Source organism: Cyanobium sp. T1G-Tous, assembly GCF_024345455.1.
Lineage (GTDB): Bacteria > Cyanobacteriota > Cyanobacteriia > PCC-6307 > Cyanobiaceae > Cyanobium_A.
This window is the reverse complement of the sequence record NZ_JAGQBD010000003.1, coordinates 185,810-204,460: the sequence shown is the minus strand read 5'-3', so window position 1 is coordinate 204,460 and position 18,651 is coordinate 185,810. Positions and strand designations below refer to the sequence as shown.

At 62.5% G+C, this 18,651-nt stretch carries 16 protein-coding genes and 1 tRNA gene; 8 read left to right on the top strand and 9 right to left on the bottom strand.

Annotated elements, in window-relative coordinates:
- Nucleotides 1–209: 209 nt before the first annotated feature.
- Nucleotides 210–830 carry an AAA family ATPase gene (locus KBY75_RS03795; RefSeq protein WP_255023014.1) on the top strand — a complete coding sequence of 207 codons (621 nt, stop codon included), beginning with the start codon at nt 210–212 and terminating at the stop codon, nt 828–830.
- Between the two features lie 46 nt (nt 831–876).
- Here the strand turns inward: KBY75_RS03795 and KBY75_RS03790 are convergent.
- A tRNA-Thr gene (locus KBY75_RS03790) sits at nt 877–948 on the bottom strand.
- Nucleotides 949–999: 51 nt separating this feature from the next.
- Here KBY75_RS03790 and KBY75_RS03785 point away from each other — a divergent pair.
- Nucleotides 1,000–1,254, top strand: a complete 255-nt coding sequence (locus KBY75_RS03785) for a DUF3493 domain-containing protein (RefSeq protein ID WP_254937322.1) — start codon at nt 1,000–1,002, stop codon at nt 1,252–1,254.
- Here KBY75_RS03785 and KBY75_RS03780 read toward each other — a convergent pair.
- The 6 genes from KBY75_RS03780 to KBY75_RS03755 all read right to left on the bottom strand — a co-directional run bounded on the left by KBY75_RS03780 (nt 1,171) and on the right by KBY75_RS03755 (nt 8,001).
- The gene (locus KBY75_RS03780; RefSeq protein WP_255023013.1) at nt 1,171–1,914 is read right to left on the bottom strand and encodes a low-complexity tail membrane protein; all 744 of its coding nucleotides are present in this window, start codon (nt 1,912–1,914) and stop codon (nt 1,171–1,173) included. The two genes, KBY75_RS03785 and KBY75_RS03780, sit on opposite strands and share 84 nt — an antisense overlap.
- Nucleotides 1,915–1,919: 5 nt before the next feature.
- Nucleotides 1,920–5,288 (bottom strand): translation initiation factor IF-2, encoded by a 3,369-nt coding sequence (gene infB, locus KBY75_RS03775; protein ID WP_255023012.1) that lies wholly within the window; start codon nt 5,286–5,288, stop codon nt 1,920–1,922.
- 83 nt (nt 5,289–5,371) lie between these two features.
- On the bottom strand, nt 5,372–5,650 hold the full coding sequence (locus KBY75_RS03770; protein WP_106502372.1) for a YlxR family protein: 279 nt from the start codon (nt 5,648–5,650) through the stop codon (nt 5,372–5,374).
- Nucleotides 5,647–7,035 (bottom strand): transcription termination factor NusA, encoded by a 1,389-nt coding sequence (gene nusA, locus KBY75_RS03765; RefSeq protein WP_254937325.1) that lies wholly within the window; start codon nt 7,033–7,035, stop codon nt 5,647–5,649. The genes KBY75_RS03770 and nusA overlap by 4 nt, the downstream gene beginning before the upstream one ends.
- Nucleotides 7,036–7,066: 31 nt before the next feature.
- On the bottom strand, nt 7,067–7,540 hold the full coding sequence (gene rimP, locus KBY75_RS03760) for a ribosome maturation factor RimP (RefSeq protein ID WP_254937326.1): 474 nt from the start codon (nt 7,538–7,540) through the stop codon (nt 7,067–7,069).
- Between the two features lie 182 nt (nt 7,541–7,722).
- Nucleotides 7,723–8,001, bottom strand: a complete 279-nt coding sequence (locus tag KBY75_RS03755; RefSeq protein WP_254937327.1) for a hypothetical protein — start codon at nt 7,999–8,001, stop codon at nt 7,723–7,725.
- Between the two features lie 100 nt (nt 8,002–8,101).
- On the opposite strand from KBY75_RS03755, the gene KBY75_RS03750 reads away from it, so the two are divergent.
- On the top strand, nt 8,102–9,277 hold the full coding sequence (locus KBY75_RS03750) for a trypsin-like peptidase domain-containing protein (protein ID WP_254937328.1): 1,176 nt from the start codon (nt 8,102–8,104) through the stop codon (nt 9,275–9,277).
- Nucleotides 9,278–9,313: 36 nt separating this feature from the next.
- Nucleotides 9,314–10,027, top strand: coding sequence for a ribose-5-phosphate isomerase RpiA (gene rpiA, locus KBY75_RS03745; RefSeq protein WP_254937329.1), 714 nt, complete (start codon nt 9,314–9,316; stop codon nt 10,025–10,027).
- A 3-nt stretch (nt 10,028–10,030) separates the two neighbouring features.
- On the opposite strand, the gene KBY75_RS03740 is transcribed toward rpiA, so the two are convergent.
- Together KBY75_RS03740 and hisD are read right to left on the bottom strand one after the other, a co-directional pair.
- Nucleotides 10,031–10,492 (bottom strand): secondary thiamine-phosphate synthase enzyme YjbQ, encoded by a 462-nt coding sequence (locus KBY75_RS03740; protein WP_255023011.1) that lies wholly within the window; start codon nt 10,490–10,492, stop codon nt 10,031–10,033.
- Nucleotides 10,493–10,513: 21 nt separating this feature from the next.
- A complete protein-coding gene (hisD, locus tag KBY75_RS03735) occupies nt 10,514–11,830 on the bottom strand; it encodes a histidinol dehydrogenase (protein WP_396097904.1) in 1,317 nt (438 codons plus the stop codon).
- Nucleotides 11,831–11,950: 120 nt separating this feature from the next.
- Here hisD and rpsT point away from each other — a divergent pair, with 120 nt between their 5' ends.
- The 4 genes from rpsT to KBY75_RS03715 all read left to right on the top strand — a co-directional run bounded on the left by rpsT (nt 11,951) and on the right by KBY75_RS03715 (nt 18,589).
- The gene (gene rpsT / locus KBY75_RS03730; protein ID WP_255023010.1) at nt 11,951–12,259 is read left to right on the top strand and encodes a 30S ribosomal protein S20; all 309 of its coding nucleotides are present in this window, start codon (nt 11,951–11,953) and stop codon (nt 12,257–12,259) included.
- A gap of 17 nt (nt 12,260–12,276) precedes the next feature.
- Nucleotides 12,277–13,098, top strand: coding sequence for a TatD family hydrolase (locus tag KBY75_RS03725; protein ID WP_255023025.1), 822 nt, complete (start codon nt 12,277–12,279; stop codon nt 13,096–13,098).
- Nucleotides 13,099–13,310: 212 nt separating this feature from the next.
- Nucleotides 13,311–16,601, top strand: a complete 3,291-nt coding sequence (gene rpoB, locus KBY75_RS03720; protein WP_254937332.1) for a DNA-directed RNA polymerase subunit beta — start codon at nt 13,311–13,313, stop codon at nt 16,599–16,601.
- Nucleotides 16,602–16,684: 83 nt separating this feature from the next.
- The gene (locus KBY75_RS03715) at nt 16,685–18,589 is read left to right on the top strand and encodes a DNA-directed RNA polymerase subunit gamma (protein WP_255023009.1); all 1,905 of its coding nucleotides are present in this window, start codon (nt 16,685–16,687) and stop codon (nt 18,587–18,589) included.
- The last annotated feature ends 62 nt before the right edge of the window (nt 18,590–18,651 follow it).

Here is an 18,651-nt window from a genome sequence, read left to right as displayed (position 1 = left end):
CTGCTACTGCCACCCCCGTGGCACTGACCGCACCTGCAATCGGTTGATAGTCAACAGCCCAGCTACGGCTGGGAAATAACGGAATCCCAAAAGCTCCCTCTCACCAGGGGGCTTTTTTATTGGCTGGATGGTTGGGCTTGGTGGGCAGGATGAATATCAACCGCAAATAGGAAAAAACATCAGAGCAGTCCCTACCCTGAAATCGCAAGTTGGCGCTGGCCATGCGGATTGCTATTTCTGGATCCCATTCTCTCGGGAAGTCCACGGTCGTAAATGATTGGGTTGCGCTTAATGGCGACTACATGCGCGAGGAAGAGCCATATCGAGTTCTTGGCCTGCGCGGTCCCTATGAGATTCGTTTTCGCGAAGCCTCCACGCGATTGCACAACGGAATTCAGATGTACTACAGCATTGGCCGTCTTAATCGCTATTTCACGCCTGCTGAACAGGTCATCTTTGATAGGGCGCCAGTTGATTACATTGCTTATTCCCAGTACACGGCAAATCAACATTTGACTGATATTGATGACGACTTTGTCCTGTCAATGGTTTCTGCGGTAAGGGAATCTTTGGAGCGTCTTGATGTCTTGGCGTTCGTGCCTCAGTCTGAGGATTGGCCGGTGGCCATGGAGGATGACGGAATTCGTCCGGTTGATCATTCCTACCGCGACGAGGTGGATGTTATCTTTAAGCAGATTTATCGAGATGGTCGTTTTGATATTTTGCCCAAAAAGAGTCCGCCGTTGTTAATTGAGCTGGTGGGATCGCCCGAGCGCCGTTTGCTGCAGTTGGCCCAGGCGGTTGAACAAGTGCAAGTCGAAACGCGCTGACGACATTCAGCTGTGCTCAGGGAGTCGCTGTTGGTTTTATTTCTTAAGCCGGTGATCGGATTTGAACCGACGACCTACTGATTACGAATCAGTTGCTCTACCCCTGAGCTACACCGGCAGCTCAATGAAATTAGCATTCAGGGGTTGGCCTTGATGGGAAGGGTAAGTGATGGGATCCAAGCCAGATTCAATTGATCCAGCCCTTAAGGCGAGGTTGCTCCAAGAAGCTCGTACCCCCTGGCGCGGTCTGCGGCGCGGTCTCTGGGTGGCCTTGGCCGCTTCCGGTGCTGTGGGGTTGGCCACGATGGCAATGCGATTGGCCAGCGGAGCGGAAGTTGCCTCAACTGACCTGCTGATCCAGGTCGGTGCCCTCAGCTTGTTCGGCAGTCTCTTCTGGTTGGATCGCAACCGTGCTGGCGACTGAAGAAGCTTCAGGTTGGATGACAGCCTCTGCCGCTGGAGACTCTGCTGCTGGAGTCTCTGGAGCAGTCGGCTGGGTGGTCAGAAGCGGTTTCAGCAGCAAAAGGGGCAGCCCTAGGGACATTCGCTGGCTGACGAGCTGCTGCAGGCTCAGGGGTGGACGCTCGGGGAGCGTGGCTGGGTTGCGGATTAGCAGGGCGCTTGCCTGGATCAGTTGTTGCCACTGCCAGGTGATTACCGCTAGTAGCGGGCAGGCCACTAGCAGACCTACGAAGCGAGGGCTTGCTGTCAGTGGCGAGAGAGGCGTGGCCAGGGCTGCGTGCTGGTCTATCCACCAAAAAAGGGGCAGCAGGGCTGCAGCGCCAGCTGCCATAAGGAGCTTGAGCACCAGGCTGCTCTGCAGTGCCGCCAAGCTGAGCTGGGCCCTGCTCCTGGCTTTGATTGGTACTTGGATTACCAGCAAAGAGCAAACGTCGGCTGGGCGCTGCCAGAGCAGGATTGCCGGCCCTAGGGCGCCGATTGCCCAGGCCAGCAAGCGCTCCAGCCCAGGCAGGGGGCCAGGATCCGCCCCCGCCAGTACAAGTACCAACCCCAAAAGCTCCAGTGGCAAGGCCCCAAGGGCTACCAGCTGGAGCCAGAGCAGGGGCTCGCTGCGGGGGTTCACGGAGGTCAGATGGTGAGGGTTCGGCGCTGGGTGGCCAGTTTGAACGCCTCAACTCGATCCCCTTCCTGCCAGCCGGTGTAGCGGTCGGTGCCGATGCCGCACTCGAAGCCGGTGGCAACTTCCTTGACGTCGTCCTTGTTGCGACGCAGGGAGTCGAGGTCGCCCTCGAACACCTTCTCCTTGCCGCGCCACACCCGCACTTTGCAGTTGCGTTGCAGCTTGCCGTTGGTCACGTAGCAACCAGCCACCGCACTGCGGCCGATGGTGAATACGGCGCGCACCTCGGCTTCGCCGAGGGACTCCTCCACCAACTCCGGCTCCAGCAGGCCTTCCATAGCCATCTGGATGTCCTCCAGCAGCTTGTAGATGACGTCGTAGTCGCGCACGTCGACGCCGGTGGCATCGGAGGCCCGTTTGGCGCCAGGGGCCATTGAGGTGTTGAAGCCAACGATCACGGCGCCGGAGGCGGCGGCTAGATCGACGTCGGTTTCGGTGATCTCGCCCGGTGCTGAGAGCAGCACCCGCACCTGCACCTCGCCCTGAGGGAGCTGCTCCAGGGAGCCGAGAATCGCCTCCACGGATCCCTGCACGTCTGCTTTGAGAATCAAGTTGAGCTCCTTGAGCTCGCCCTCGCTGGCCTGGCCCGACATCGAGGCCAGGGAAACCCGGCGTGAAGCCATTTGCTGGGCCAGTCGGGTGGCCCGTGCCTCGTTGGCGCGATCGCCCACCACCGAGCGGGCGGTCTTCTCATCTGGGTAGACCTCAAATTCGTCACCAGCGGTTGGGACTTCGCTGAAGCCGAGGGCTTCTACGGCATAGGAAGGACCTGCCTCCTTAACCCGCTTGCCGGTGTCATCCACCATGGCGCGCACCTTGCCCAGTACCGGGCCGGCCGCCAGCACGTCACCCGCTTTGAGGGTGCCGTTCTGAATCAGCAAGGTGGCAACAGGGCCCTTGGCCTTGTCGAGGTGAGCCTCGATCACGGTGCCCCGAGCCATGCGGTCCGGGTTGGCCTGGAGGTCTTCCACTTCGGTGACCAGCAGGATCATTTCCAGCAATTTGTCGACGTTCTCACCCTTGAGGGCGCTCACAGGCACCATCACCGTGTCGCCACCCCAGTCTTCAGCCACCAGTTCGAGGCCGGAGAGCTCCTGTTTGACCCGGTCGGGGGAGGCGCCTTCCTTGTCGATCTTGTTGATCGCCACCACGATCGGCACCTTGGCGGCCCGGGCATGGCTTATGGCTTCCAGGGTCTGGGGCCTAACACCATCATCGGCTGCCACCACCAACACAGCCACGTCTGTGACCTTGGTGCCGCGGGCCCGCATGGCGGTGAATGCCTCGTGGCCCGGGGTGTCGAGGAAGGTGATCTTGCGTTGCTCGCCTGCGTGGGGGATCTCCACTTGATAGGCGCCGATGTGCTGGGTGATGCCGCCGGCTTCGCCCGCGGCCACCCTGGTTTTGCGGATTGCGTCGAGCAGGCTGGTTTTGCCGTGGTCGACGTGTCCCATCACGGTCACCACGGGAGGGCGACGGATCAGGTGGGCGCGATCGCTTTCCTCGATCATCTCGACCGTCTTGGCGGCCGCTGCCTCTACGTCGTCTTCAAGCACCGGCACGCCGAATTCCTCGGCCACCGCTTCGATTGTGGAGAGATCCAGGCTTTGGGTCACCGTGGCGATGACCCCCTTGAAGAAGAGGCTCTTGATGATCTCGGAGCTTTCCACGCCGAGCTTTTCGGCCAGCTCCTGCACGGTGAGGTTGCCCTCCGGCACGATCAGCATTTCAGGGCGAACAGCCTTGGCCTCGCGGGTCGCACGCAGTTCCATAGCCCGGCGACGCTGCCGCTGGCGGGTGGTTTCCTTCTTGCGCTTGCGCATCGCCGCCATGGGTTTGGCGGCTGGGGCGGGTGCGGTGCGGGGCTTGGCCGGGCGGGCCAGGCTGGCCTGCAGCACATAGGCCTCTTGTTCACCGGCGTAGCCACCGGTTTCAGCTGTGAGCGCATCATCGTTTTCGCCGATGATGTGAACCTTGGTGCGCTGCTTTTGCGGCGTGCGGCTGCGTAGGGCCTCCAGTTTGGCGCTGTCGTCCCAGTCAGGGCGACGGGGGCGTCCCGCTGCACCAGCGGGAGTTGGCGCCCGGAAGCCAGGCCTTCTGGGGGCTGCTGGCGGGGTTGCGCTGGGTCGCACCAGTTCCGGGGTGCCGCCGGGGCTGCTGGGTGCACCTGCTGGGGCTTCGCTGCGGTCGCCGGGGCGCCGCGGGGGCGGCGCTGTGGGACGGCCGGAAGGCTTCTGGAGCTGCATCAGCTCGCCAGGAGCCATCGGCTTGCGCATGCCGGCTGGCATACCCGGGCGGCCAGGAGCTGCCGGGCGACCGGGAGCACCCAGGCCAGTAGGGGCTCCAGGGGCTGCGCTATCGCGGCGAATCGGCTTGCCGACAAGCTCCAAGGGGGTTGGGCCAGGACGGCCCCCAGCTCCAGGCTGGCCGGGCCGGGTTGGAGCTGGCACGCCAGCGCGTTGGGGGCTGGCGGGACGCTGACTCAGGGGGGCCCTGCCTGCAGGCGGAGCCGGGCGGCTGCTGGTGGTGCCCGCAGGGGTGCTGATGGGCCTACCCACCAGCTGGGGCTTGCCGGGCGCTGGCCGCATCGGTAATTCCGGTTTGCGGCTCGCAGCCGGTGCCGGAGCTGCAGGGGCCGGGCGGGCCGGGGCTGGGGTGGCTGGGCGAGCTGGTTTGGATGCAATCACCACAGGCTTGCTGGGTGCAGCAGGCTTGCTGGGCGCAGCAGCGGCGGGCCTGGCTGGTGCAGGCGGCTTGCTCGGTGCTGGCGGCTTGCTCACCAAAGTGGGCTTGCTGGCAGCCGCAGGCTGTTTTACAACTTCCGGCTGTTTTACAAGCTCAGGCTGTTTGGCAGGCTCTGGCTGCTTAGAGACCAGCTGAGGCTTGGCAACCACTTGTGGCTTGGAGGCCAGGGGTGGCTTGCTTGCCAAAGGGGGTTTGTTGGGCTGGGCTGGCTTACCCGCAGGAGCTGCGGCGGGGCGGGCCGGAGGCATTGCCGGCTTTGCCGCCGCTGGAGCGACCGGCCGGGGGCTGGTGGCTGGCTGGGGAGGGGCCGGCGATGGGACAGCGGTTGTCTCAGCCTTTTTGACGGCGAGGATCGCTTTCGGCGGAGCGGCAGCGGCCGGCGCCGCCGCCTTGCTGCCGTTCGAGCCGCCCTCGATCAAGGAGCGAATCCGTGTCGCTTCGTCGTCGCTGATAGAGCTGCTATGGCTCTTTGCCGCAACCCCCAGCTTCTCGGCGGCGTCGAGCACGTCCTTGTTCTCCAGGCCTAAGTCCCGGGACAGCTCATAAATTCTGACTTTGCCGCTGCTGGTCATTCAGGTCTCCATGGGTCGGGGCCCAAGGGCCGCCATGCGGGGCCGAGGGGCACACCAGGCCGCACGCGCGCTGCGGCCAATGTTCATCTTGCCTCAGAGGCGAGATCGGCGCCTGGGGTCAGGCGCTTTTCCAGCGTTTCGACAATTGCATCTGCAACCTGGCAGCGCAGGGCCCGCTGCAGACGCTTACGTCGTTTCGCCTCTTCTAGACACGCCTGGTTGGGGCAGAGATAGGCCGAACGGCCCATGCCCTGATCCAACCCGAGTCCCCCTTCGGCCAGCCGAATTACCCGCCAAAGCTGCTGGCGATCCAGCAGCGCGCGGCAGGCAACACAGCGCCGAAGCACGGCACGGCGACTCACCGGGCCTCTGCCTCGGTTGCCTGGGGCGCCTCCTCCGGAGCGGGCTCATATTCGGCCTCGGCCACCTCCTCTTCCTCGTAGTAATCGGCTTCGTCTTCTGGCAGCGGATATAGCTCCCGCAGACGGGCATCCTCCTCGGCCCGGGCGGCCTGTTCGATTTCGAGGCGGGCTTCGGCTTCGGCCTGAAGAGCCTCCTCCTCTTGCCGCTGTGCAATCAGCTCAGCCACCACCGCATCTTCCGAGGCCTGGTCGTATTCGCCGGCGTTCTTGATGTCGAGTTTCCAGCCGGTAAGGCGGGCGGCCAGACGTACGTTCTGGCCTTCGCGGCCAATGGCGAGGCTGAGCTGATCGGAGGGAACCAGCACGTGGGCGTGCTGGCCTTCAGGGTCGACTAGGCGCACCATCTCAACCCTGGCAGGGCTGAGGGAGTTGGCGATGTACTGGCCCGGGTCGGGCGACCAGCGAATCACGTCGATTTTCTCGCCACGCAGCTCGTTAACCACTTGCTGAATTCGGGAGCCGCGGGCGCCAATGCAGGCACCCACTGGATCAACTTCGCGCTCTACTGAGTCGACGGCCACCTTGGTGCGCGGGCCGACTGAGCGGGAAGGGGGATTGGCTTCCCTGGCTACGGCGACGATTCGGACCGAACCCTCCTGGATCTCGGGAACTTCATTTTCGAACAAATAGACCACCAGGCCCGCATTGGAGCGACTCACGAATAGCTGGGGGCCGCGCCGCGCCACCTCGCTCACTTCCTTGAGGAACACCTTGAAGGTGGCATTTGCTCTGTAGTTGTCGTTCGGTAGCTGGTCGCGGCGGGGCAGCTCGGCCTCGACCTCTGGGCGACCCAGTCCAGAACTCACGGCCATGATCACGCTTTGGCGCTCGAAGCGGATCACCCGAGCGGTGAGCACCGGGTCTTCCAGGTCGGCGAACTCCTCCTGGATCATGCGGCGCTGCTGGTCACGCAGCTTCTGAGCCAGCACCTGCTTGGTGGTGGCGGCGGCCATGCGGCCGAAGTCTTCTTTCTCCGGGGTGACATCAAGCACTACCGTGTCGCCGACCTGGGCGTCATCGGCAACCTGCTGCACTTCGGCAAGGGCGATCTGGTGGTCTTCGCTCTCAACTTCCTCAACAATTATCTTCGAGGCCAGAACTCGGTAGCCCTCCTCCTCTAGGTCCAGGCCCACATCGAAGTTGGAGAAGTAGTCCTCTTCGAAGGGGTCTTCGCTGATCCCGAGGTAGAGGGTGCGGCGGTAGCGCTCGTAGCCCTTGAGCAGGGCTTCCCGCAAGGCAGCCTCCACCACGGCGGGCGCAAGTTTCTTCTCGTCGCTGATGTCCTCGATCAGGTTATTCAGACCGGGGAGCAGAACCAGGGCCATGGATCAGGGGTGAGAAATGGTCAGGGAAAGGTCAGTCGGACTCGGATGGGGTGACCAGGCAGACGCTGATCACCGAGTCTCGGGGGATGCGCTGAGTGCGGCCGCGGATGTTGATGTGAACATCCGTCGCATCGCGCTCTAGGAGGAGCCCTTCGCGCCGCACGTCGAGCCCTTGGTCGTCACGGCAGAGCACAACAACGGGAAATCCGCGAAATGAGCGGAAATCCCGATCGTCGCGCAGGTCGTCGCTGACGCCAGGGCTGCTGACCTCCAGCACATAAGCATCACCAAGCAGCTCGGCTGCCTCGATCGCCTCGGCCAGCGGTGCACTAAGGGAAGCGCACTCATCCAGGTTTATGTCACTGCCATCACCTCGCTGCACCAGCACCTGCACCGTCATGGGGATGCGATGGGTGAAGACATGCACTCCTTTGAGCTCAAAGCCAGTAGCAACCACAGCCGCTTGGGCTAGGCGCTCCAGGTCGGGCAGGAGAGGGTGGGGCAATGGGGCGGGGAAGCTGGGGGCAGGCGGCCCGCCGGCTTGTGCAGTACTAAAACTGCCCTACAAACCACAGCTGTTCAGTAAAAACTGAACCCTTAGCGAAGCGCTGAATGCTCAGCGAGGCGCCAAACCGTGACTGGAGGGTATGCCCGCCGGGCAAGCATTCAGCCTAGGGGATGGACGGCTCAGGAGCCAGGCGCCGCCGCCGGAGGTATTTCGATAATCGGGGCTTCGGCGAAGTAATCGCTTTGTTGGACGGTGCCCCTTTGGCTGGCGTCCTGATTCAGGCACTGAGCTTGCTGTTCGCCGGTGCGCAGGTATTGGCATACCCGTGCCCAGAGCTTTGCCCGGGTACCGGGGCCTCCCTGGCTGAAGTGCACTAGGTCGTTGCCGCCAACCATGCCCTGGATTTCCACCTGGCAAAGGCTGCATCGCTGACGCGTGCCGGGGGGAATAGCTGCCATAGCCGCTGTGCGATCTGGATTCAATTTAGGCCGTTACAACCGCCTGCCTGCCCCTATCCCCATTCCCTGCCGACTTGATGGGCTCCCTAGCCTCATAGCCATGCGACAAAGAACGTCGATGAAGTGGGTGTTGGGGTCGAGCTTGTCCCTTGTCAGGCTGGTTTTGACGGTCGGCCTCGGCTTAGTCCTGGGAGTTGGATCCTTCAGCGCTGCTGCCTTAGCTCTGGAGCCTGCGGTCGATCCGATTGCTCAGGCCATTCCCCACAGCTTTGTGGCTGAAGCAGCTCGGGCCGTGGCGCCAGCTGTGGTCCGGATCGACACCGAGCGCGAGGTGGCTCGCCAAGCGTTTGATCCCGCCCTGCTCGATCCTTTGCTGCGGGATCTGTTTGGCGATCCCTCCGGCAGCATGCGAGAGCGGGGGCAGGGGTCTGGCGTCGTAATCGATGCAGCCAAGGGCCTTGTACTCACTAATGCCCACGTGGTCGATCAGGTCGACAGCGTCGAGGTCACCTTGGCCGATGGGCGCCATGTGGATGGTGCGGTGGTGGGCGCCGATTCGGTGACCGATCTGGCCGTGGTCAAAATCTCCGGTCCGCGGGATTTGCGCTCCGCCCGCCTGGGCGACTCCGAGGCCCTGGAGGTGGGCGATTGGGCCATTGCCATGGGCAGCCCCTATGGGCTTGAGCGCACCGTGACCCTGGGCATTGTTTCTAGCCTGCACCGCAACATCAACAGCCTGGGCTTCTCCGACAAGCGACTCGATCTGATCCAAACAGATGCGGCCATAAATCCAGGTAATTCAGGTGGTCCGCTGATCAACGCCAGTGGCGAGGTGATCGGTATCAATACCCTCGTGCGCTCTGGACCAGGCGCAGGGCTGGGATTTGCCATCCCGATCAATTTGGCCCGAGGCGTGGCCAGCCAGCTCAGCAGCGGCGGCGAGGTGGTTCACCCCTATTTGGGCTTGCAGCTGGTGCCTCTCACTGCCCGCCGCGCCCGTGACAACAATCGTGATCCCGAGGCTCTGCTGCAGCTGCCAGAGCGGGATGGTGCCCTAGTGCAACGGGTGCTGCCCGCTAGTCCGGCGGAAACGGCTGGCCTGCGCCGCGGTGACCTTGTGGTGGGCGTGGCAGACCAGCCCGTGCCCGATCCGGCCAGCCTGCTGGAGCGTGTTGAGCGCAGCAGCGTTGGCGAGCCCCTGGCTCTCACGGTGGTTCGGGGTCAACGCGAACTGAGCCTGATGATCAAGCCGGCGGCCTTGCCCCACTCCGGTTGAGCACTGCTACGGTCGCGGCCGATTCAGGAATATTTGATGACGGATCTGCAAGACCGGATGAAGCAGGCGGTGGCTGCTGCGGCCACTGAGCAGATCCAGAGCGGCATGGTGGTCGGCTTGGGTTCCGGCTCTACCGCAGCCCTAATGATTCAGGCCCTCGGAGCCAAGCTCAAGAGCGGTGAACTCACCGATGTGGTGGGTGTCACCACCTCCTTCCAAGGCGAGGTGCTGGCAGCTGAGCTCGGCATTCCGCTCAAGAGCCTTAATGCGATTGAGCGCATCGATCTTGCAATTGATGGCGCAGATGAGGTGGATCCCGCTTTTCAATTGATCAAGGGCGGTGGTGCCTGCCACGTTCAGGAGAAATTGGTAGCAGTGCGGGCCGAGCGCTTTGTGGTGGTTGTGGATTCCACCAAGCTCGTCGAGACCTTGAATCTCAGCTTTCTGTTGCCCGTAGAGGTCCTGCCTGGTGCCTGGCGTCAGGTGCAGGCCCAGCTAGCAGCAATGGGCGGCGATGCCCAGTTGCGCATGGCCGTCAAGAAGGCGGGCCCGGTGGTCACCGACCAGGGCAATCTCGTGTTGGATGTGAAATTCGCAGCTGGCATTAGCGATCCGGCGGAACTAGAGGCGGCGATCAACAACCTGCCGGGCGTGCTGGAGAACGGTCTGTTCGTGAACATCACCGACCAGGTGCTGGTGGGTGAAATTGTGGATGGCGAGCCCCGGGTGCGGGATCTGGTCAAGCGCTGAGGCTCAGTCCCCAGCCGCGCTTCCGTCTCCGCACAGCTGCAGAAGCACCTGGCGCTGACGGGGGCCATCCAATTCCACCAGCAGCACGGCCTGGTAGCGACCCAGGCCCAAGCGGCCGTCCACGACCGGCAGGGTGAGGTGGTTGCCCAGCTTCAGGGCGATTAGGTGGGCATGGGCGTTGCGCGGCTCATCGTCGGGAATGCCCGGCCGCAGGTGCAGGTCGTTGTGGGCGTAGGCCAGCTCTGGGGGCGTCAGGGCCAGGAAGTGGCGCTCGATGTCGCCCAGCAACCGTTCCTCGGCCTCGTTCACGACCAAGGCGGTAGTGGTGTGCTGGCCGGCGGCCACCAGTAGACCATTGCGGATCCCGGTCGCATCCACGAAGGCTTGCAGGTCGGCGCTGATGTCGTCGCAGCTGAAGCTGGCCGTGGTGGTGCGTTCCAGCCGGGTGGAGTGAAACGTCACCATGGCGAGGCAAACTCCCCCATCTCAGTTCAGCCTGCGCTTGACGGACTCGGCGTGGCTATGCAGCCCCTCGCTTTCGGCCAGGGTGATCACAGCGGACCCGGTGGCCTCCAGGGCCTCCCGGTTAAAGCGGATCAGGCTGGTGTGGCGCATAAAGGTCTCCACGCTCAGGGCGCCTGCGAAGCGAGCCGTGCCGGCGGTGGGCAGGGTGTGGTTGGGACCGGCTAGGTAGTCGCCGACGGCCTCGGGGGTATACGGACCCATAAAGATGGCGCCAGCGTGCTTGATCTGTTCGGCCAGGATTTCGGGGTCTTGCACCAGCAGCTCCAGATGTTCGGGGGCGAAGCAGTCGCTGAGTTGGGCGGCGCGGCCAAGGCTGTCGCAGAGCACGATCAGCCCCCACTCGTTGAGGGCGGTGCGGGTGATTTCAGACCTGGGGTGGTTTTCAAGCTGGGCCTCCAGGGCTGCTGGCATGGCGGCGGCCAGCTCCGGGCTGGTGGTCAGCAGGATCGCGGCGGCCAGGGGGTCGTGTTCGGCCTGGGCCAGCAGGTCTGCGGCTACCTGGTCTGCCCTGGCGCTCTGGTCGGCGATCACCAATACCTCACTGGGGCCTGCCAGCGAATCGATTGCCACGCGGCCGTAGACCGCTTTTTTGGCCAGGGTCACGTAGAGGTTGCCGGGGCCGCTGATCACGTCGACCCGGGGAATGGTGGCGGTACCGAAGGCAAGGGCTCCGATCGCCTGGGCGCCCCCAACTCGATACACCTCCTCGACCCCGGCCAGGTGGGCGGCCGCCAGCACGGTTGCATGGGGCTCGCCGCCGGGGCCTGGGGGCGTCACCATCACGACCCGCTGCACCCCGGCTACCCGCGCCGGCACAGCATTCATCAGCACGGTGCTGGGGTACGAAGCCCGTCCCCCAGGCACGTAAAGGCCGGCGCGCTCCACCGGCCGCCAGCGCCGACCTAACAGTTCGCCATGGGGACCGGTGACGGCCAGGTCGGCCGGCAGTTGATGCTTGTGGAAGGCGAGAATTCGCTGGTGTGCCAATCGCAGGGCGTCCTGCAGGGAGGCCGATGTGGCTTTCCAGGCGTCAGCCAGCCGCTGTGGCGGAATCCGCAGGGGATCGGGGCGCACGCCATCAAAGCGTTCGGTGAGCTCCATCAGGGCGGCATCGCCTTCCGCTTGCACCCGGGCGAGGATCTCCTCGACCCGAACCATCTCTTCGCGTAGGCGCCCGCCACTGGTGCGTTCGGCGATGGTTGCCAGTCGATCAGCGGCGGCGTTTGAACCGTCATCGCGCAGGCAGCTGATCGATAGGGCAGCAGGCGTTGCGACCACGGAACGGCTCAGGGTTACGGGATTGTCAAGCTAGGCCGGCATAGCTCTTGCAGGCGGTGAGGGTCCTTAGGAGGGCCTGGCGGTAAGATCTACCTTCTCTGATCCAGCGTCCGTCCGCCTGTGGCCAATAACACCTCATCGAAGAAGCGCATTGAGGTTGCCGAGCGCAACCGTCTCCGCAACCGCACCTACAAGTCGGCCCTGCGCACCTTGATGAAGCGCTGCTTCACCGCTTGCAGCGCCTATTCCCAGACCCCTGGTGAAGACGCCAAGACAGCTGTTCAAACCACCATGAATGCTGCCTTCAGCAAGATTGACAAGGCGGTGAAGGTGGGTGTGCTGCACCGCAACACCGGAGCCAACCAGAAGTCGCGTATCAGTGCTGCTGTGAAGCAGGTGATCGAGCCAGCCGCAGCCGCCCAAGCCTGAGCCAGCTCCCCTCCGTGATTGCTTCGCCAGCACCGACTGAATCGGGTTTGCCCGTTTTGGTTGACAGCCACTGCCACATCGTTTTCCGCAATTTCGACGACGATCTGGAGGCAGTGGCCCAGCGCTGGCGCGATGCAGGCGTTCGTTCCTTGGTCCATGCCTGCGTTGAGCCCGGAGAAATTCCAGCGATCCGCGCCCTGGCAGATCGTTTTGAGGAGTTGCGTTATTCCGTAGGGGTCCATCCGCTCGATACCGAGCATTGGCAGCCCGACACGCCAGAGATTTTGCGTCAGGCTGCCCAGGCTGATCGGCGGGTGGTGGCGATCGGAGAACTCGGCCTCGATCTGTTCCGTGAGCAGAATCTGGCTGCCCAGATGGCCATGCTCGAGCCCCAGCTTGATCTGGCAGTGGAGCTGGACCTGCCTGTGATCGTGCATTGCCGCGACGCTGCCGAGCCGATGCTGGCCTTGCTGAGGCAGCGGGCCTCCCTAGGTGGCTGCCCTCGCGGCGTGATGCATTGCTGGGGCGGAGATCCGGGTGAGATGGCTGGTTTTTTAGAGCTCGGTTTCTTTATTAGCTTTAGCGGCACGGTGACTTTTCCCAAGGCGGAAGCCATCCATGCCTGCGCCCGCCAAGTGCCCGCCGATCGTTACCTGGTGGAAACCGATTGCCCCTTCTTGGCGCCGGTGCCCCGCCGCGGCAAGCGCAACGAACCGGCTTTTGTGGCGGCGGTGGCAGCCCGGGTAGCCGATTTGCGTGGGCAAACCCTCACAGAAGTGGCTCATGCCAGCACTTCCAACGCGGCACGGCTGTTTGGACTACCGCTTCACAATGTATGATGTTTTATTGGTCTGGAAGCGGAAGCGCTGCTTGTTGTCGACGTCTGCATTCTTGAAGCGACCCCGTTGAGCATGCCCCCGCGGGCAGCCGTTCCCTACGAGGGGAGCGGCTGTTTGTGTGGGCGGTTGCGGAGCATTCAAGTAAGCGGTGATCGGCATCAGATGCGTTCCACTGCCCAGTCCTTATCCACCCGTTCCTGCAGGTTCACCGCATGAGCAGCGCGATCCAGGTCGCCAAGACCGCCACTTACCTCCCCGACTTGGTGGAGGTGCAGCGCGCGAGCTTCAAATGGTTCCTGGAGAAGGGCCTGATCGAAGAGCTCGAGAGCTTTTCGCCGATTACCGACTACACCGGCAAGCTTGAGCTGCACTTCATCGGTAGCGAGTACCGGCTGAAGCGCCCGCGTCACGACGTTGAAGAAGCAAAGCGCCGTGATGCGACTTTTGCATCCCAGATGTATGTCACCTGCCGCCTGGTTAACAAGGAGACAGGGGAGATTAAGGAGCAGGAGGTTTTCATCGGCGAGCTGCCCTTGATGACCGAGCGAGGCACCTTCATCATCAACGGTGCCGAGCGGGTGATTGTCAACCAGATCGTGCGCTCACCTGGCGTCTATTTCAAGGATGAGCAGGATAAGAACGGTCGTAAAACCTTCAACGCCAGCTTGATCCCTAACCGGGGTGCCTGGTTGAAGTTTGAAACTGATAAAAACGACCTGCTGCACGTTCGTGTCGACAAGACGCGCAAGATCAACGCTCACGTGTTGATGCGGGCTATCGGCCTGTCTGACAACGACGTGCTCGATAAGCTTCGCCACCCCGAGTACTACCAGAAGTCGATCGAGTCGGCCAACGACGAGGGCATTTCTTCCGAAGATCAGGCCCTGCTTGAGCTCTACAAAAAGCTGCGTCCAGGCGAGCCTCCCTCTGTCAGCGGCGGCCAGACCCTGCTGCACAGCCGCTTCTTCGATGCCAAGCGCTACGACCTAGGTCGCGTCGGTCGTTACAAGATAAATAAAAAGCTGCGCCTCACCATCCCCGATGCCGTGCGCACCCTCACCCCTGAGGACGTGCTCAGCACCATCGACTACTTGATCAACCTCGAGCTCGATGTGGGCGGCGCCAGCCTCGATGACATCGACCACCTCGGCAATCGCCGGGTGCGCTCGGTGGGAGAGCTCCTGCAAAACCAGGTGCGGGTTGGTCTCAACCGGCTCGAGCGCATCATTAAAGAGCGCATGACGGTTGGCGAAACCGAGTCGCTTACCCCTGCCCAGCTGGTGAACCCCAAGCCCCTAGTGGCGGCGATCAAGGAGTTCTTTGGCTCCAGCCAGCTGAGTCAGTTCATGGACCAGACCAACCCGCTGGCGGAGCTAACCCACAAGCGCAGGATCAGCGCCCTGGGCCCAGGCGGTTTGACCCGCGAACGGGCGGGCTTTGCAGTGCGCGACATCCATCCCTCCCACTACGGGCGCATCTGCCCGATCGAGACACCGGAAGGACCGAATGCAGGCCTGATTGGCTCCCTGGCCACCCACGCTCGAGTCAATGAGTACGGCTTCATCGAGACGCCGTTCTGGAGGGTTGAAGAGGGCATTGTTCATAAGAGCGGTGATCCCATCTACCTATCTGCCGATCTCGAGGATGAGTGCCGCGTAGCTCCTGGCGACGTGCCCACCAATTCCGATGGCTACATCACCGCAGATCTGGTGCCTGTGCGCTACCGCCAGGACTTTGAGAAGGTGCCCCCCGAGCAGGTCGATTACGTCCAGCTCTCGCCGGTGCAGGTGATCTCGGTGGCTACCTCCTTGATCCCCTTCCTTGAGCATGACGACGCCAACCGGGCCCTAATGGGTTCGAACATGCAGCGCCAGGCTGTGCCTTTGCTGCGGCCAGAGCGCCCCTTGGTGGGCACCGGCCTGGAAACCCAGGTGGCCCGCGACTCCGGCATGGTGCCGATCACCCGGGTCAATGGCACGGTCACCTTTGTCGATGCCACAGCCATCGTGATTCGCGATGAGCAGGGCACCGACCATGTGCACCACCTACAGAAGTACCAGCGCTCCAACCAGGACACCTGCCTCAACCAGCGCCCGATTGTGCGCCAGGGCGATCCCGTGATTGCCGGTCAAGTGCTGGCCGACGGTTCTGCATGCGAGGGCGGCGAGATCGCCCTGGGGCAGAACGTGCTGATCGCCTACATGCCCTGGGAGGGCTACAACTATGAGGACGCGATCCTGCTAAGCGATCGTCTCGTGCATGACGATCTATACACCTCGGTTCACATCGAGAAGTACGAGATCGAAGCTCGTCAGACCAAGCTTGGGCCTGAGGAGATCACGCGGGAAATCCCTAATGTGGCCGAGGAGAGCCTGGGCCACCTCGACGAGATGGGAATTATCCGCATCGGTGCCTATGTCGAAAGCGGCGACATCTTGGTTGGCAAGGTGACCCCCAAAGGTGAATCCGACCAGCCCCCAGAAGAGAAGTTGCTGCGTGCAATCTTCGGCGAGAAGGCCCGCGACGTGCGCGACAACTCCCTGCGAGTGCCCAGCACTGAAAGGGGTCGGGTTGTTGACGTGCGCATCTACACCCGCGAGCAGGGCGACGAACTGCCGCCCGGCGCCAACATGGTGGTGCGGGTCTATGTGGCCCAGCGCCGCAAGATTCAGGTTGGCGACAAGATGGCCGGCCGCCACGGCAACAAAGGCATCATCAGCCGGATCCTGCCCCAGCAGGACATGCCCTACCTGCCCGATGGCACCCCCATCGACATCGTGCTCAACCCCTTGGGGGTACCGAGCCGCATGAATGTGGGCCAGGTGTTCGAGTGCCTGATGGGTTGGGCGTCTTCCCACCTCGACTGCCGGGTCAAGGTGGTGCCATTTGACGAGATGCACGGCGCTGAAAAGTCGAAGCAGACCGTGCAGGCCTACCTCGAGGAAGCCGCCAAATTGCCCGGCAAGGAATGGGTCTACAACCCCGATAACCCAGGCAAGATTCAGTTGATCGACGGCCGCAGCGGCGAGCCTTTTGACCAGCCTGTGACTGTTGGGTACGCCCACATCCTCAAGCTGGTTCACCTAGTGGACGACAAGATCCACGCCCGCTCAACCGGCCCCTACTCCCTGGTTACCCAGCAGCCCCTGGGCGGCAAGGCCCAGCAGGGCGGCCAGCGTCTCGGTGAGATGGAGGTCTGGGCTCTTGAGGCCTATGGCGCCGCTTACACCCTGCAGGAACTGCTCACCGTCAAGTCCGACGACATGCAGGGCCGCAACGAGGCGCTCAACGCCATCGTTAAAGGCAAGCCGATCCCCCGTCCTGGCACGCCGGAGTCCTTCAAGGTGCTGATGCGCGAGCTTCAGTCGCTGGGTCTAGACATCGCCGTCTACACCGACGCCGGCGAAGAAGTGGATCTGATGCAGGACGTCAACCCCCGCCGCAGCACCCCCAGTCGTCCCACCTACGAATCCCTCGGCGTCGCGGATTATGACGACGACTGATCGCTGATTGATCGCGGATCGCTCCTTCAGCGGGCGAAGCCGTGCCTCCCATTCCTTTCTCGATCTCCGCGAGCTGCAAGCCGATGTCCAACAGCAACCTCCGCACCGAAAACCACTTCGACTACGTCAAGATCACCTTGGCGTCGCCTGAGCGGATCATGCAGTGGGGGCAGCGCACGCTGCCCAACGGTCAAGTGGTGGGTGAGGTAACCAAGCCCGAAACCATCAACTACCGCACGCTGAAGCCCGAGATGGACGGGCTCTTCTGCGAGAAGATCTTTGGCCCGTCCAAGGACTGGGAGTGCCACTGCGGCAAGTACAAACGGGTGCGTCACCGCGGCATCGTCTGCGAGCGCTGTGGTGTGGAGGTGACGGAGAGCCGGGTGCGCCGCCACCGCATGGGTTTCATCAAGCTGGCTGCCCCCGTATCCCACGTTTGGTATCTCAAGGGCATTCCCAGCTACGTAGCGATCCTGCTCGACATGCCCCTGCGGGATGTGGAGCAGATTGTTTACTTCAACTGCTATGTGGTGCTTGATCCGGGCGACCACAAGGACCTCACCTATAAGCAACTTCTTACGGAAGATGAGTGGCTGGAGATCGAGGACCAGATCTACGCCGAGGATTCGGATATTGAGAATGAGCCCGTGGTCGGAATCGGCGCCGAGGCGTTGAAGCAACTGCTGGAAGATCTTGAACTCAACGAGACCGCCGAGCAGCTGCGTGGGGACATTGCCGCCAGCAAGGGCCAAAAGCGCGCCAAGCTGATCAAGCGTCTGCGCGTGATCGACAACTTCATCGCTACTGGTGCCCGTCCCGACTGGATGGTGCTCGATGTGATCCCGGTGATTCCGCCCGACCTGCGCCCGATGGTGCAGCTCGATGGCGGTCGCTTCGCCACCTCAGACCTCAACGACCTCTACCGCCGCGTCATCAACCGCAACAACCGGTTGGCCCGTTTGCAGGAGATCCTGGCTCCTGAAATCATCGTTCGCAACGAGAAGCGGATGCTGCAGGAGGCGGTAGACGCCCTAATCGACAACGGCCGCCGCGGCCGCACCGTGGTGGGCGCCAACAACCGAGCTCTGAAGTCACTGAGCGACATCATTGAGGGCAAGCAGGGCCGCTTCCGTCAAAACCTGCTTGGCAAGCGGGTCGACTACTCCGGTCGTTCCGTGATCGTGGTGGGTCCGAAGCTGAAGATGCACCAGTGCGGCCTACCTAAGGAGATGGCGATCGAGCTATTCCAGCCGTTCGTGATCCACCGCCTGATTCGCCAGAACATCGTCAACAACATCAAGGCCGCTAAGAAGTTGATTCAGCGCGCCGATGATGAAGTGATGCAGGTGCTTCAGGAGGTGATCGAAGGTCACCCGATCCTGCTGAACCGAGCTCCGACCCTGCACCGTCTTGGCATCCAGGCCTTTGAGCCGAAACTGGTTGATGGTCGCGCCATCCAGCTACACCCGCTGGTGTGTCCGGCCTTTAACGCTGACTTTGACGGTGACCAGATGGCCGTGCACGTGCCACTGGCGATCGAAGCTCAAACTGAGGCCCGCATGTTGATGCTGGCCAGCAACAACATCCTTTCGCCCGCTACTGGCGAGCCGATCATCACCCCGTCCCAGGACATGGTTCTTGGCGCTTACTACCTCACGGCCGAAAAGCCTGGAGCCATCAAGCCTGAATTTGGCGACCGGGCCAAGACCTTCGCCAACCTCGACGATGTGATCGATGCCTTTGAGGAGAAGCACCTTCACCTCCACGATTGGATCTGGGTGCGTTTCAACGGCGAGGTGGAGAACGACGACGAGGACAAGCATCCCCAAAAAGAAGAAACCCTCAGCGACGGCACTCGCATCGAGCAGTGGCTCTTCCGCCGCGATCGCTTTGATGAAGATGGCGCCCTAATCAGCCGTTACCTGCTCACCACCGTGGGCCGCGTCGTGATCAACCACACGATCATCGACGCCGTGGCTGCGACCTGACGGCCGTTCCGGATTCAAGGTTCCGGGTTTCCGTTTTCCTTCCTCTTACGTCTATTAACTGC

Excerpts from the sequence above, each read along its gene's own strand:
- KBY75_RS03785 (WP_254937322.1), top strand. The coding sequence starts at position 1,000 with ATGGGATCCAAGCCAGATTCAATTGATCCAGCCCTTAAGGCGAGGTTG.
- infB (WP_255023012.1), bottom strand. The coding sequence starts at position 5,288 with ATGACCAGCAGCGGCAAAGTCAGAATTTATGAGCTGTCCCGGGACTTA.
- nusA (WP_254937325.1), bottom strand. The coding sequence starts at position 7,035 with ATGGCCCTGGTTCTGCTCCCCGGTCTGAATAACCTGATCGAGGACATC.
- KBY75_RS03755 (WP_254937327.1), bottom strand. The coding sequence starts at position 8,001 with ATGGCAGCTATTCCCCCCGGCACGCGTCAGCGATGCAGCCTTTGCCAG.
- KBY75_RS03750 (WP_254937328.1), top strand. The coding sequence starts at position 8,102 with ATGCGACAAAGAACGTCGATGAAGTGGGTGTTGGGGTCGAGCTTGTCC.
- rpiA (WP_254937329.1), top strand. The coding sequence starts at position 9,314 with ATGACGGATCTGCAAGACCGGATGAAGCAGGCGGTGGCTGCTGCGGCC.
- KBY75_RS03740 (WP_255023011.1), bottom strand. The coding sequence starts at position 10,492 with ATGGTGACGTTTCACTCCACCCGGCTGGAACGCACCACCACGGCCAGC.
- rpoB (WP_254937332.1), top strand. The coding sequence starts at position 13,311 with ATGAGCAGCGCGATCCAGGTCGCCAAGACCGCCACTTACCTCCCCGAC.
- KBY75_RS03715 (WP_255023009.1), top strand. The coding sequence starts at position 16,685 with ATGTCCAACAGCAACCTCCGCACCGAAAACCACTTCGACTACGTCAAG.